14 protein-coding genes are annotated in these 13942 nt (G+C 42.2%); all 14 read right to left on the bottom strand.

From position 1 onward, the window contains the following. Position 1 precedes the first annotated feature (1 nt). Entirely contained in the window at positions 2 to 1222 is a 1221-nt protein-coding gene (locus AC6H4V_RS03940) for a BaiN/RdsA family NAD(P)/FAD-dependent oxidoreductase (RefSeq protein ID WP_497607552.1), read from the bottom strand. Between the two features lie 2 nt (positions 1223 to 1224). Then, complete coding sequence (locus tag AC6H4V_RS03945; protein ID WP_497607553.1) at positions 1225 to 3447, bottom strand: endonuclease MutS2; 2223 nt, start codon at positions 3445 to 3447, stop codon at positions 1225 to 1227. After that, the gene (locus tag AC6H4V_RS03950; RefSeq protein WP_497607554.1) at positions 3438 to 3767 is read right to left on the bottom strand and encodes a hypothetical protein; all 330 of its coding nucleotides are present in this window, start codon (positions 3765 to 3767) and stop codon (positions 3438 to 3440) included. Before AC6H4V_RS03950 ends, AC6H4V_RS03945 begins: the two co-directional genes overlap by 10 nt. Further along, complete coding sequence (gene murC, locus AC6H4V_RS03955) at positions 3767 to 5080, bottom strand: UDP-N-acetylmuramate--L-alanine ligase (protein ID WP_497607555.1); 1314 nt, start codon at positions 5078 to 5080, stop codon at positions 3767 to 3769. The genes AC6H4V_RS03950 and murC overlap by 1 nt, the downstream gene beginning before the upstream one ends. Before the next feature lie 4 nt (positions 5081 to 5084). Continuing rightward, a complete protein-coding gene (locus tag AC6H4V_RS03960) occupies positions 5085 to 5591 on the bottom strand; it encodes a hypothetical protein (RefSeq protein ID WP_497607556.1) in 507 nt (168 codons plus the stop codon). Beyond that, positions 5579 to 6721: a succinyldiaminopimelate transaminase gene (locus AC6H4V_RS03965; protein WP_497607557.1), complete on the bottom strand. Its 1143-nt coding sequence runs from the start codon at positions 6719 to 6721 to the stop codon at positions 5579 to 5581. The genes AC6H4V_RS03960 and AC6H4V_RS03965 overlap by 13 nt, the downstream gene beginning before the upstream one ends. A 60-nt stretch (positions 6722 to 6781) precedes the next feature. Continuing rightward, positions 6782 to 7453, bottom strand: coding sequence for a HesA/MoeB/ThiF family protein (locus AC6H4V_RS03970; protein WP_497607558.1), 672 nt, complete (start codon positions 7451 to 7453; stop codon positions 6782 to 6784). Then, positions 7450 to 8247: a carbon-nitrogen hydrolase family protein gene (locus AC6H4V_RS03975; RefSeq protein ID WP_497607559.1), complete on the bottom strand. Its 798-nt coding sequence runs from the start codon at positions 8245 to 8247 to the stop codon at positions 7450 to 7452. The genes AC6H4V_RS03970 and AC6H4V_RS03975 overlap by 4 nt, the downstream gene beginning before the upstream one ends. After that, the gene (gene xseB, locus AC6H4V_RS03980) at positions 8244 to 8453 is read right to left on the bottom strand and encodes an exodeoxyribonuclease VII small subunit (protein WP_497607560.1); all 210 of its coding nucleotides are present in this window, start codon (positions 8451 to 8453) and stop codon (positions 8244 to 8246) included. Before xseB ends, AC6H4V_RS03975 begins: the two co-directional genes overlap by 4 nt. After that, complete coding sequence (gene metX, locus AC6H4V_RS03985; RefSeq protein WP_300696019.1) at positions 8446 to 9552, bottom strand: homoserine O-acetyltransferase MetX; 1107 nt, start codon at positions 9550 to 9552, stop codon at positions 8446 to 8448. Before metX ends, xseB begins: the two co-directional genes overlap by 8 nt. A gap of 2 nt (positions 9553 to 9554) precedes the next feature. Beyond that, on the bottom strand, positions 9555 to 10820 hold the full coding sequence (locus AC6H4V_RS03990; RefSeq protein ID WP_497607561.1) for an O-acetylhomoserine aminocarboxypropyltransferase/cysteine synthase family protein: 1266 nt from the start codon (positions 10818 to 10820) through the stop codon (positions 9555 to 9557). 75 nt (positions 10821 to 10895) lie between these two features. Further along, positions 10896 to 11282 (bottom strand): DUF6858 family protein, encoded by a 387-nt coding sequence (locus AC6H4V_RS03995; RefSeq protein ID WP_497607562.1) that lies wholly within the window; start codon positions 11280 to 11282, stop codon positions 10896 to 10898. A 41-nt stretch (positions 11283 to 11323) separates the two neighbouring features. Beyond that, a complete protein-coding gene (locus tag AC6H4V_RS04000; RefSeq protein ID WP_428730061.1) occupies positions 11324 to 12286 on the bottom strand; it encodes an SLAC1 anion channel family protein in 963 nt (320 codons plus the stop codon). A 160-nt stretch (positions 12287 to 12446) separates the two neighbouring features. Then, positions 12447 to 13892, bottom strand: a complete 1446-nt coding sequence (gene guaB, locus AC6H4V_RS04005; RefSeq protein ID WP_497607563.1) for an IMP dehydrogenase — start codon at positions 13890 to 13892, stop codon at positions 12447 to 12449. Positions 13893 to 13942 lie beyond the last annotated feature (50 nt).

Here is a 13942-nt window from a genome sequence, read left to right on the forward strand (position 1 = left end):
TTTAGCGAAATTTTGCTTGCAGTGTAGCTAAATTAACTTTAGCTATATCTTTAGCCGCAAGATACCCGCTTGCCCACGCAAAGGCAAAGTTATAACCGCCTCTTTTTCCCACGACATCAAGCACTTCTCCACAAAAATAGAGATTTTTTTGCTTGAGTGACTCAAAAGTTTTTGGGTTTATCTCTGTTGTGTCCACTCCGCCGCCTGCAACTTCTGCATGACGAAAGCCGTGTGTGTCGGTTACTTCAAAACGCCAGTTTAAGAGTTGGTTTGCTATTTTTTTAGCAAGTTTTATACCGATGGCATCTCCGCATAAAGAAGCTGAAATATTTAGCTCTTCTAAAATTCCTGAGGCTATTTTTGTTGGAACAAGCCCCATTAGAATATCAAAAATCGTCATTTTTGGTGCTAACTGAGCTATTTTGCTTATATGATTTACAAGTTTTTGCGCATTGAAAGAGGGAAGCAGATTTATCGAGATGGCTACGTGCGCTCCTTCCATCAAGGCGACGCTTACACCTTGTGAGATATCAAGCACTGCAAAACCTGAAACTCCATAGTCGCTAAAGAGTATATCGCCGCTTGAAGTTATCTCTTTTGCGTTGTTTATAAGTAGGGTGACTTCCCCATCTATCTTTGCTCCGCTCATCTTTTTAGGTGTTGAAGAGTTGAGATGTAGCTGTACTAAAGAGGGATAGGTCGGGATGATATTGTGCCCAAAAACCTCTGCAAACGCTAAACCATCCCTGTTTCCCCCAAGATGTGGTGCTGCCTCTGAACCCGTTGCTATCACAACGGCATCATACTCACTTAGCAGTTCTTTTATATCGCTTATTTTTCTATCAGTATGGATGACAACACCGAGATTTTTCGCATGGCTAAGAAGCAAAGAGGCAACACTTTTTGCCTCGTTACTAAGCGGATAAACACGCCCGTCATCTTTTAAATCAAGTAAAAGCCCGATACTCTCGCAAAATCTCTCAAACGCCCCAAATCCAAACTCTCTAAGCGCGAACTCCACAAAAGAGGGATTTTGAGAAAAGTAGTCGTTTGGGCTTAGGTTTTTGTTCGTGATGTTACAACGCCCATTTCCAGAGACCAAAATCTTTTTGGCACATTTGGAATTTTGCTCATACAAATCTACCTGCACACCTTTTTTTGCACAAAATATAGCGCATATTAAGCCACTTGCTCCACCGCCGATGATTGCTGTTTTTTTCATACTTACAGTGTCACCACTTTCGCCCCAAATCCGCCCATATGTTGCGGTGCGTCTTCAAACTTTTTTACTCTTGGATGTGCTTTTAGAAACTCTTTGACTGCGTAAGAGAGTTTTCCTGTGCCTATGCCGTGATAGACTATGACTTCATCCCAGCCGTTAATGAGTGCATCGGAGATAAATTTGTCCAGTACCTCGGTGGCTTCTTCGGCTCTCATGCCGTGGAGATCGCATTTTAATCCTGCTCTTTTTTGGACATTTAAGCTTATGTCTGTTTTTGGTTTTTGATGTGGTATATGTGTGTGCTTGAGCTGTGCGGTTTTAACTCTTATGCGCATCCCCTCTATCTCGACAATCGCCTCTTTTTTATCTTTCATTGCGACAATCACGCCTTTTTTGCTGTGATACTTGACACTCTCACCAACGTTAAACTCTGGAGTTTGCAGGATTTGCGGTTCTTTCTTCTCCTGTGGGAGTTTTTTGTTTGCCTCGTTCATCGCTCTGTGGATGGCTTGCATATCGCCTGCACGAGCGGCTTGTTTTGCCTCGTTGATGGCACTCTCATAGCTCTCTTTAAGAGCATTTTTCTCACGCTCCAACTCTTCGTAAACACTTTGTTTTTGCTCTTTTAACTCTAACTCTTTGGTTTTTATCTGCTCAAGTTTTTCATCTATGAGTTTGTGCTTTTGCTTTAACTCTCGCTCCAGCTGTGAACCTCTCTCAATGAGGATATTGAGTTTTTCGCTGTTGTCTCCGTAAAGAGCTTTTGCTTCACTTACTATTTTATTAGAGATTCCGTATCTGCTTGCGGTCTCAAAAGCGTAACTTTTTCCGATGATGCCGTGCATAAACTCATAAGTCGGAACTCTGTTTTTTTCATCGTAAATCGCCGCCATAAGTTCTACATCATCACGGTCTGCCATCAATGCGGCAAGTCGTTTGTGATGCGTTGTGACGACTATTTTCTGCCCTCTTAAAATCAACTCATCAAGCATAACTTTAAAGAGTGCCGCCGCTTCGTCGCTATCTGTTCCAAGCTCTATCTCATCGACTCCGACAAGCGCATCTCTATACTCAAAAATCCTTGAGAACTCCTGCATACGCCCTGCAAAAGTGGAGATATCGTTTTTGACATTTTGGGGGTCGTCGATGATGGCAAGTATGTTTTTAAAACTGCCAACATGAGATTTGTGTTCGTTTAGTTTCATGGGGATAATGTACTTTGCCATAAAAGCCGCACTTAAAATCGACTTTAAAAGCATAGTTTTTCCGCCCGCATTGACACCAGTTATCATCAAGATATTTTTAGAAAAATCAACATTTATGGGTTTCGCGTGGTGCAGGGCAGGGTGGATAAAGCCCTCTAGGATGATTTTGCCATCTTTTTTTGATTTGACGAGCTGGAGGTTTTTACTTTTTGCAAACAGAACTCTTGCTTGGTAGTTGTCAAACTTCGTAAACTCTTTATCTGTAAAGTTGAGAAATGGAAGAAGGAGGGCAAGTTTGGAGGAGAACTCTTTTGCGTAAGTGTAAAAAATCGCCTCTCTCTCTTGCGTAATGTAGCGAATCTGCTCTTTTGCTTTGAGGATCACATCTGGCGAGACATAAAAACCGCCGCCGCTGCTTCTGCCTACAATAGCACCTTTTAAGACATGGTTAAAGCCGCCACGTACCAAAAGAGACTCTTCATCGTTGATAAGATGGACTTGCGTGTCTATGAGATAAGGCGAGATTTTTGGGCTTGAAGTGAGTCTTTTGAGTGAACTGCTAATGTTGGCTTTATGCTCTTTTATCCTCTGTGCCAAACCAAAAAGTGCCTCATCTAGGTTCTCTTCAAATTTGCCGTCATGCGTAAAGTACTTCTCAACCTCAAAAAATTTCGGCTCTATAACGAACTTATCCATCCACTCGCCGATAATGCCGCTAAGGTTTTTGTTCTTAAAGTAGCGAAAATAGCGCACAACTTTGACAAACTCAAAAATCTGCTCAAACTGTAGCACGCCCTGTTTTTGGAGGTGAAGTTTTGCGTTTGTAAAGTCTGCTACTTTTGGAGGTGCTTTAAACTCTATGGTATCAAGTGCTTGGATATAGCGAAAATGAAGCTCTTGGTCACCCTCGATGTAAAGCGAACTCTCACGGGCAAAAAAGTGTCTAAAGGAGTTTATATGCTCGTTTAAATCGAGTTGATTGATAAGAGTATCAATCTTAGAAGCCGCATCTACTCGCATTTTGACGCGCTAATCATTTGACCGCTAAAGGGAGTTTTTTCTTTGCCTATAAAAGTATAAGTACCGATACTTAGGGTAAAGTTTGTGTTATTGACATCAAGCGCACCACATTTGACGGTGGCGTTTTGGTTAAACCTTGCAACAACATCAAGCATTTTATCTCTTTGTGTATCGGCATAGGTGTTAAATGCCAAAGCAAAGAGAACAAGCAGGAGCGCTACACCTGTTACAAATGTTTTTTGCTTACGCGTAAGTTCTGTAAAATAGTGCAGAACTAAGAAAAAAAGTCCTACGACAACGAGCCCTACGAGATAAGCCACTACACCGCTCCTCTGATTTGGTATGTCAAATCACCCGCACCAAAGCCTATGATAAGCCCTTTATCTAGTGTTTTGAGCTCCTCTTTGTCTTTTATGACACTGATGGTGTTGTTGGCTCTTTTGATTTTGTCTGCCATGGTAAGGTTGTAGCGCTTAAATTTCTCGGCAAAATCAATCTCTCTCTTTGCTTCACCCGCCGACCAAACAGGCAGGATAATCAACTCCTGCGCACCCTCAAAACAGTTGATAAACTCCTCAAGATTGTCAATGGTGCGAGAGTATTTGTGCGGTTGCCAGATAGCGGTAATTTTGTCAAAACCTTTAAGAAGTGCATACTCTTTTACTGATTCAAATGTTGCTTTTATCTCTGTTGGATGGTGACCGTAATCATCTATGATTACGCTGTCATCCTCAACTCCGACAATGTCAAAACGTTTTTTGATACCTTTAAATGTAAGTATTTTTTCTCTGATAGTCTCAATATCCATCGACTCATGTGCCGCCAAAATTGCCAAAGACGCATCAAGAGCGATATGTTTGCCAAATCCCCAAACATCAAAACTTCCCAAATCTCTAAGCGTAAAACGGGTATGCGGTTCATCGTTGATAAGAACAAATTCTATATTTGTGATGTCACGGCTTGGGTAGAGCCACTGGGCTTCTATGTCGCCCACAAGTTTGCCCAAAAACGGATCTTCAGCGTTTAAAACACGATGGGGAGCAGATTTTATAAAAGTTTTGTATGATTCATAAAAGAGTTCAAAGTTATAGTCATAGTACTCCATATGTTCCGGCTCGGCATTGACGACTATGGCACAGTGAGGGTTTGAGTTTAAAAAACTTCCATCGCTCTCGTCTGCTTCAAATATCATCACATCATTTGCGGCGTCATAGCGCACATTTGAGCCAAACGATTTTGACTCTGCTCCGATGATGGCTGAACCATCCATGATAGCCGTAAGTATCGCTGTCGTAGTGCTTTTACCATGCGCTCCCGCAACAGAGTAAACTTTCAAATCTCCCAAAATCTGCGGCAGTGCTTCACGGCGGGCAAGAACTTCGATTCCCTTTGTTTTTGCAGCTACTATCTCGGGATTGTCAGGGCGGATGATGGCAGAGTGAATAACCAAATCTTGCTCATTTATGGCAGAAGCATCATGAGGGATGGTGATAGCGATGCCAAGCTTGCGCAACTTTTGCGTTATAAGCGTATCGGCGATATCCGAACCGCTGATTTCATGTCCTTTGTAACGCATATACTGTGCCAAACCTGAAATGCCGATACCGCCAATCCCTATAAAATGAATTTTCATACGCTTACTCCCCACTGCTTTGGGCATTTTCAAGCAATTTTCGTGCCTCTTTCTCATTAAAAGAATTTATATAAAAAGTTCCCGCTTCTTGTGTTGCATCGATATTGGCGAGAATCTCTAAAAAATCATCAAGCGGGATATTTTTGGCAGCGGCAAGCTTGTGGATTTTAAGTGCTTTTGAGAACTCTTTGTCGTTGCTAAGACCGCCAAGAACTTCAAAAAGTGCGCTTGCATCCTCTCTTTTTCCTGCACTGTAGTTCTCCATGGCATACTCGTACAAAGCTCTTAGCGTTGCAAAATCCTGCACCTCGTTCATATCCATCACTCTATGCGCTTCAAGTGTGTCAGTGAGCCTTTCAAGTGCCATATCAAGAATATTTGCGTAAAAATCTTGAAGCATATCCTCTTCAAATGTGTTGTACGCCTGCTCTTCGAGCATATAAAGTGATGCAATATCGCCATTTTGCACAGCCTTAAAAACATCTTCTTTAAGTTTTTCTACACTAGACATAAACACTCCTTAATTCTTTTCAATGCACTCTCAACTTTTTGCGTATCCTCAACAAGAGCGATACGGACGTACTCTTTGCCTGGGTTGATGCCATTTACATCTTCTCTTGCCAAAAACTCACCCGGTAGAACTTTGACGTTGTAGTCACGGTAGAGTTTTTTTGTAAACTCCAAAGCTGATGGGACTTTTAGCCAGATATAAAATGTGGCTTCGGGTATCTCTACACCCAAAATCTCACGCGCTTTTTCAAAGTTTTGCTTATAGACGGCTCTTGCCTCTTCCACATGCTCTTCATCACTCCAAGCCGCCGCCGCCGCACTCTGTAGTGGTAGTGGAGAAGCACATCCGACATACGTTCTATAGTTCATGTAACCTTTTAAAATCTTTGCATCCCCAGCGATAAAACCTGAACGTAGCCCCGGAGCGGACGAACGCTTTGAGATAGAGTTGATAACAAGCACATTTTTAAATGAAGCGTTGCCCACATGTACCGAAGCTTCAAGAAGCGATGGGATGGGTTTGTCGGTATAAATCTCGCTGTAACACTCATCATTTAGGAGAAGAAAATTGTGTTTGAGTGCAAGCTTTACCCACTCCCCAAGCTCTTCAAGTGTTAGCATTGATGAAGTTGGGTTGTTTGGAAAGTTCAAAATGACAAGATGACATGTAGCTAACTTTTCTTCATCAATCAGAGGCTTAAAACCGTTCTCTTCTGTAAGGTTTAGGTGGAGCGTCTTTGCTCTTGAAGCAGTAGCCGCACCCTCATAAATCTGATAAAAAGGGTTTGTAAAAGCGATGGTTGGCTCTTTTTTGTCAAAAAGAAAATATTGCGGAAAGTTAAAAAGAACCTCTCTTGTTCCAAAAGTAGGAATGATTTGGTTTTCATGAAGCATCACGCCAAATCTTTTTGCGACAAACTCTCTTTGTGCCACTCTTAGCCCATCTTCACCCGCTGTTTTAGGATAGCGTCTAAGAAGCGGTGTACTATCACAAAGAGCTTTTTGTATAAAATGCGGTGTCTCAAACTGCGGCTCGCCGATAGTTAAAGCAGAGGGTTCATACGCGCTATTTGGAGTAATATCTTGAAGTAAAGCGGTAAGTTTTTCAAATGGATAGGGTTCAAAATTCATAGTGTTTGCGCCTTTTAAAGTAGGCGCAATTATATCTAAAATCTATAAAGCAGAGGTAAATTAACTCTTTGGCACTCCAAACTTTTGCGTTATCAGCTCCCCATCAGCGTTAAAAAAGAGGTAGTAGAGCCAATCTTTTTTGACACTCAAATCCGCAAGATATCTAATGGCGAGATTTGCTTGAAGAGAGGCAATGTGCATAACGATGGGAGCGGCGATGCCTGCCGGAGTTTGGGATGTTATCTTAAATGCGTCACGAAAAGAGGAGTTCTCAAAAAAACAGACTTGCCCGTGAAATGCCTCGACACTGCCGTATATCCAAGGCAAGTTTTTGCTTTTGCAGTAGTCGTCTATTTGGGCACGTGTGGGGAGGTTGTCGGTTGCATCTATGACCAAATCAACGGTTATATTTTTTTGAGAGAATGTTTCAAAATCACACTCATGAGAGATGGCTTTTACAAATGGACATCTCTGTTCTATGAGTTCTGCATTTAAAGCGGCTTTGCTTTTTCCCTCATCACCGATTTTAAAAGCGATTTGGCGGTGGATGTTGTGAGTGGAGACCGTGTCAAAATCGACCATATGTATCTCGCCGATTCCGCTAGAACCGAGTGCAAAAGCAAGTGAGCTTCCAAGCCCTCCCGCTCCGATGATGGCTATCTTTTTGTTTTGGAGTGCGTCTTGTCTCTCTTTGCCCCAAAGCTGTATCTGTCTGTGAAAATACTCTATCATGAGAGGCTTCTTTTGTGAAGTGCATCTCTAAAACCCCATGCTTTTCTCGCACGTGCCACCTCTGTATGGCTCATATCGACAATCATCAGCTCCTCTTTGTTGCCAAGATGCTCCAAAAGCTCGCCGTTTGGAGAGGCAAGAAGCGAATCGCCGTAAAAACTCCAAACATGCTCTTTGTCGGCATATTCGCCGATTCTGTTTGCTCTGAGTATATAGCAGTTATGTGTAAATGCACGTGAGAGGATAAGCGTTTTCCATCTCTCGTACGAGTCAAATGTGGAGACGCTCGGAAGCAAGATACAATCCACCCCTTTTGCGGCAATTTCGCTAAACATAGTATCGAAATGGAGTTCAAATCCACTCATAAGTGCAAATTTAAAGCCTCCAACTTTAAACATCAGCGGAGATTGAAGCGGTTTTGGTGTGTTGGCAAAAAACTTCTCCTCGTTCCAATGCGGATAGTTGATAAGGATTTGCTGCTCGTAGTAAGAGGTGGAAGAGGGTGCAAACTTCGCCACGGTTTTGTAAACCCTCCCTTTTTTAACTACCACCAAAGGCGCTACAATGGTTATGTCATAGGTATGCGCCATCTCTTTTAAAACTTTTGCCTGATGCTTCGCCTGCTCATCAATCATGCTAGGGGAGAGCCCTTGAAGCTCTTTGAAAAAAGGGTTTAGGATATATTCGCCCAAAAGCAGCACTTTGACATTTTGTTTTGAGGCTATGCGGATATAGTTGTAGAGCTTTGTTGAGCTCATCCCCTGTGCGCTGAGTTGAAGGACGGCGGCTCTCATTGTTTGCTCTTTATCTCGTTGATTTTTATCTCCGCCTCTTCTAGCATCTTTTGTGCGCTTAAGAGTTCGCTCATCCCTTGTTCATACGCTTTGAGGCTATCTTGAAGTGTTATTTCGGGATTCATAAGAGTTTCTAAAACTTTTTTTGCACTCTCTAACTTTGCCTCAAAGTTTTGGGTCTCTGTTGTCAAATCTTCTTTAGCCATTTAAAATATCCTTTACATACTCTTCAAATTTCTCGACTTCTACCAAAAATGCATCATGCCCGTAGTTGCTCTCTATATCGACATAGGTGTGGTTGGTGTTGCCAATCTTTGTCAGTGCATCGCTAATCTCTCTCATCTCAAAGTTTTTAAAGAGCTGGTCGTTGCTAAAACTCATAAGATGCAGTTCGCAACTTATCTTTTTAAGTGCCTCGCCAAGAGAGTCAAATCCGCGCGAGATATCGTAGATGTTGATGGCTTTTGTGATGTAGAGATATGAGAGCGGGTCAAACCATTTTGTAAAGTTATAACCGTTGTACTCCAAAAAAAGCTCCACTTGAAACTTGCCGAAGAGTTCGTAAAGTCCGTCTGTGTTTTTGTACTCTCTGCCAAACTTGCTCTGCATCGATTCGTAAGACAAAAAGCTGATAAATCCTGCCATTCTGCCCACCGCCATACCTGAGAGACCGTTTTCTTTGATATTTTGGCTCTCATAATATCCATCTTTAAAATCAGGGTCTTTAAGGATAGCTTCTTGCGCTACTTTGTTAAATGCTATCGCCCAAGGCTGGGTAGCGTGTGTTGTTGCCATGGAGATGATTTTGGATGCAAAGTTAGGGTAGTGAATCGCAAAAAGAAGTGCCTGCATGCCGCCCATCGAACCGCCGATGATAGCATGAACGCTATGGATGCCAAGTCTGTCAAAAAGGATTCTTTGCGCTTTTACCATATCTTTGATAGTAATAACCGGAAATTTGTATCGGTATGGGTTATGGTGCGGATGTTGCGGGCTCATAGGACCGGTTGAACCAAAACAGCTCCCTATGACGTTGGTGCAGATAACAAAGTATTTGTCGGTATCGACTGCTTTGCCTGAGCCGATGAGGTTGTCCCACCATCCTGCTTTTTTATCACCCTCGTAAGTTCCTGCACAGTGGTGCGAACCCGTGAGTGCATGGCAGATAACGACAACATTGCTCTTGTCATCATTTAGCTCCCCGTAAGTCTCATACGCTATGTCATAAGGCTCTAAGATACGCCCGCTCTCCAGATAGAGCGGGTTTGTAAAGTGTTCGGTATATGTTTTGAGGTTGAGTGACAACGCTATGCCTCTAGTGCTTGTTTCATATCTGCAATGAGGTCTGCGGCACTCTCTAAGCCGCATGAGATACGAATAAGTCCCGATGGAACACCGCACGCTATAAGTTCTTGTTCGTTTAACTGCTGATGTGTTGTTGAAGCAGGGTGCGTGATGATAGACTTAGAATCGCCGATATTGACCACCAAAGAGTAGAGTTTTGTCGCATTTACTATTTTTGTTGCTTCCTCAAGAGATGCTACTTCAAAGCTGAGCAGCCCGCTACATAAGGCGTCTTTGAAATATTTTTGTGCATTTTTGTAGTTTGCATTGCTCTTTAACCCTGGATAGTTTACTTTTTTTACTTTTGGATGCGCTTCTAAAAACTCTGCAAGTGCAAGAGCATTTTTAGAGTGTTCTTGCATACGCAAAAAGAGTGTCTCCATCCCTTGTATAAAGAGCCATGAGTTAAACGGAGACAAAACGGCGCCCAAATCACGTGCGAGTGAAAGTCTTGCTCTAAGGGTGTAAGGCGGGAGATTTGTATCGACATATACAAGTCCGTGGTATGAAGCGTCTGGTTTGTTGAAATGCTCATAGCGAGGGTTTGCACGAAGTTTTGAAACCAAATCTTCTCTCTCGACTAAAATCCCACCGATGGCAAGACCTTGTCCTGTTGTATATTTGCTTGCACTGTGAACCGTGATATCTGTTCCATGTTCAAATGGGCGGCATAAAATCGGCGTTGCAACCGTGTTGTCCACTACCGTGAGGATACCGTGTCTGTTTGCAATAGTAGTAATCGCCTCAATGTCTGCTACATCAATACTTGGATTTGTCAACGACTCAAAAAAGATAACTTTTGTTTTTGCATCGATAAGTGCTTCAAGTGATGCCATGTTATGTACATCAAAGTATCTTGCCTCAATGCCAAAACGCTTTAGTGTGTGCGTGTTGAGCGTCAAACTTCCGCCATAAAGCTGTTTTGCACAAACGATATTGTCTCCAGCTTCTGCCACATTGACGATAGCAAAAAAGATAGCGCTCATGCCGCTTGAAGTAGCAAGTGCAGCTGCACCGCCCTCTAGGGCTGCAAATCTTTTTTCAAAAACATCTGTTGTAGGATTGTTGAGGCGTGTGTAGATGTTGCCTAACTCTTTAAGTGAGAAGAGATTTGCAGCGTGCTCTACATCGCGAAACTCATACGCTGTTGTTTGGTAGATGGGAACAACCATCGTTCCCTGTGAATCTTTTATGTAACCTTCATGCAGTGCTATCGTTTGCAAATCCATCTTGCTCACCCTTGACTTAAATATTGAAAGGTATTTTAGCGAAAATGGTTTAATCTTCGTTTTAATGACACTTTTTTAGCTCTTTAAACCTTTTGTCCACTCTTCCATCACTTTATGGAGCTCCTCTTTTGGGGCTTCAAGAAAGTCGATGACGATTTTATCTTCAAATTCACAAACACCGATACTTCTTGGTCTTGCCGCCAACATTTTGGTATCGGGTATCGCCTGACCGAAACAGAAGATGATATTTTGTGCATCCAACAAACCATCCATCATAGGACCACCAAGATTTTTTGTATGCGTGTAGTGGTCAAAAACAGCGATAAACTGCGCAATCGGATGGTTTTGAATCTTATCTTTAAAGTACTCAATTACCTCTTTTGCTGTTGCAACTCCCATTTCGCTCTTAGCAAACTCAACACTGTAAACCGGATACTTGTCCATAAATATACTTTTTTTCACTCTTATTCCTTTTTAAATTTAAATTTTATCGGTAAACGCAACTACTCTTGAATACAAATTTCGCCTTTTTTCATATGCAAAATCGTCTGGTAAGCAACGATGGCAACAATGATTGTTGTTGCACCAAGCATCACGTAAGAGAGGAGCTGTAAAAATGGCGAGCCTCTCTCGTGGTACATCAACATGGAGCTTATCGCCATGGCAGCGATTGGGAAGACAAACGCCCACCATGAGATAAAAAATTTGATACGGATAAAATTTTTGTACATAAAAAGTACCAAAAGTGTAAAAAAGAGCGCTAAATTGAAGAGAAAAAGTGCAAAAGTATCGATGACGCCAAACATCTTAAAGTAAGCGATAAAGCCTACAGCAGGGGGTGCAATAAGGATAAAAAGTGTCGGCATAAACTTGATGGCTAGTTGGTGGTGAAATATGATGCGATTGAGAAGTACAGCAAAAAGTATAATCCAAAAAAACATACCGACACTAAAAAAGTAGAGCAACAAGCCAGTGTCAACGAAGCCTACCCCTGCTACAGGTACCAAAACATTTCCAACGATTGGGATAAACCAAGCAGGGTTCGAATGGTCAAGTTGCTGGTTTTTGTTAATCCAAAACGCTATGGTGTGCATAGTAAGATAGAAATGTAAAAATGTCCCCGGGTACCAAAAAATAGCACTTACAGTGGGAAAATTCTCCTTGTAGATGATAGCGAGCATCAGCATAGAGATGGAGATGGCAGCAAAAAAGTTGATACGTACAGGATGAGAAAACTCATTGGCAACTGCCATCTTGTAGGTAAAGAATTTTTTGAGATAAACAAGCGAGACAACCACAAAAACAGCAGTTGTAAGTACCATAAATATCTCACCTAAAAAAGCAGGAAAGCCGAGCCAAACCGCCGCTTTTTGGTAGGTAATGGTAAGTCCACTCAAGCCCATGACAATAGCATACATCATAACAGGAAAAAATTTTAATCTGTTTTTTTCTTGATTATTTTCCATCCAAAAACCTTCTTATTATCTAAAATTATAATATTCATAAATTTTACTATTTTTTCGCATAAAAGTCAACAATGCTTTTTTGTTTTTAAAAGTAGAAATCTTAAATACGTTAAAAAAAGAAGGAGATTTAGAGCATAAGAGAGTTATGCCCTAAAGAGAGTTAGATATGGTAGTTTGGAGCTTCTTGCGTGATGATAACATCATGAACGTGGCTCTCTTTGAGACCAGCACTTGTTATCTCAACAAACTCTGCTTGCTCCCAAAATGTCGGGATATCTTTACTTCCGCAGTAGCCCATAGAAGAGCGAAGTCCGCCCATCATCTGATGCACTATGCCGGCAATGCTTCCACGAAATGGCACACGCCCCTCGATGCCCTCAGGGACAAGCTTGTCTGCAGCAGTTCCTTCTTGGAAATATCTGTCGTTTGACCCTTTTTGCATAGCACCGATACTTCCCATACCACGGTATGACTTGTATTGGCGACCTTGAAACATGATAGTCTCCCCTGGGGACTCTTCCGTTCCTGCCAAAAGTGAGCCTGCCATGATACAGCTAGCACCCACTGCAAGAGCTTTTGCAATGTCGCCTGAGTATTTGATACCGCCATCAGCGATAACTGGAACACCATGTTTGCGCGCAGCATCTGCACACTCTGCAATAGCCGAGATTTGCGGCACGCCAACACCTGCAACGATACGGGTTGTGCAGATAGACCCAGGTCCAATACCCACTTTTACGCCATCAGCTCCAGCTTCTATAAGAGCTTCAACAGCTTCAGCAGTAGCGATATTTCCGGCGATAACGTCAACTTCCATTGTCTCTTTGATTTTTTTGACTGTATCTAAGATACCCTTTGAGTGTCCATGCGCAGAGTCAAGAACCAAAACATCCACGCCTGCATCTACAAGAGCTTTTGCACGGTCAAGTTGCCCAACACCGATGGCTGCACCAACCACAAGTCTGCCAAAAGCATCTTTGTTTGAGTGTGGATACTCGATACGTTTTTTGATATCTTTGATAGTTACAAGCCCTTTTAAAAATCCCTCATCGTCGATAATCGGGAGTTTTTCAATCTTGTTTTTGTGCATAATGTCCGCTGCTTCATCAAGTGAAATCCCTTTTTTTGCAGTGATAAGAGGCATTTTTGTCATCACTTCATCCGCACGTCTGCTCATATCTTTTTGAAAGCGCATATCACGGTTTGTGAGGATGCCTAAGAGTTTGTTGTGTGCGTTTATGACAGGAACACCGGAGATTTTGAACTCCTCCATAAGTGCATTTGCCTCTGCAAGCGTAGCTTCTGGATAGACATAGATAGGGTCGATGATAACGCCGCTCTCAGATTTTTTTACTTTTTTCACCTGTTTGCACTGTGTCTCGATGTCCATGTTTTTATGGATGATGCCTATGCCGCCAAGTCTTGCCATAGCGATAGCTGCACGGTACTCCGTAACAGTGTCCATTGCAGCGGAAACCATAGGGATTTTAAGAGAGATATTGCGAGAGAGTTTTGTCTCTAAAGAGACCTCTTTTGGTAAAACTTCGGAGTATTTTGGTACGAGAAGTACATCTTCAAAAGTGAGGGCACGTTTGCGAATTTTCATGGTTGTCCTTTTAGAAGTTAAAAGTTTTTATGTTGCTATAAAAATTCTGT

The sequence above is a fragment of the Sulfurimonas lacustris genome (genome assembly GCF_059705355.1).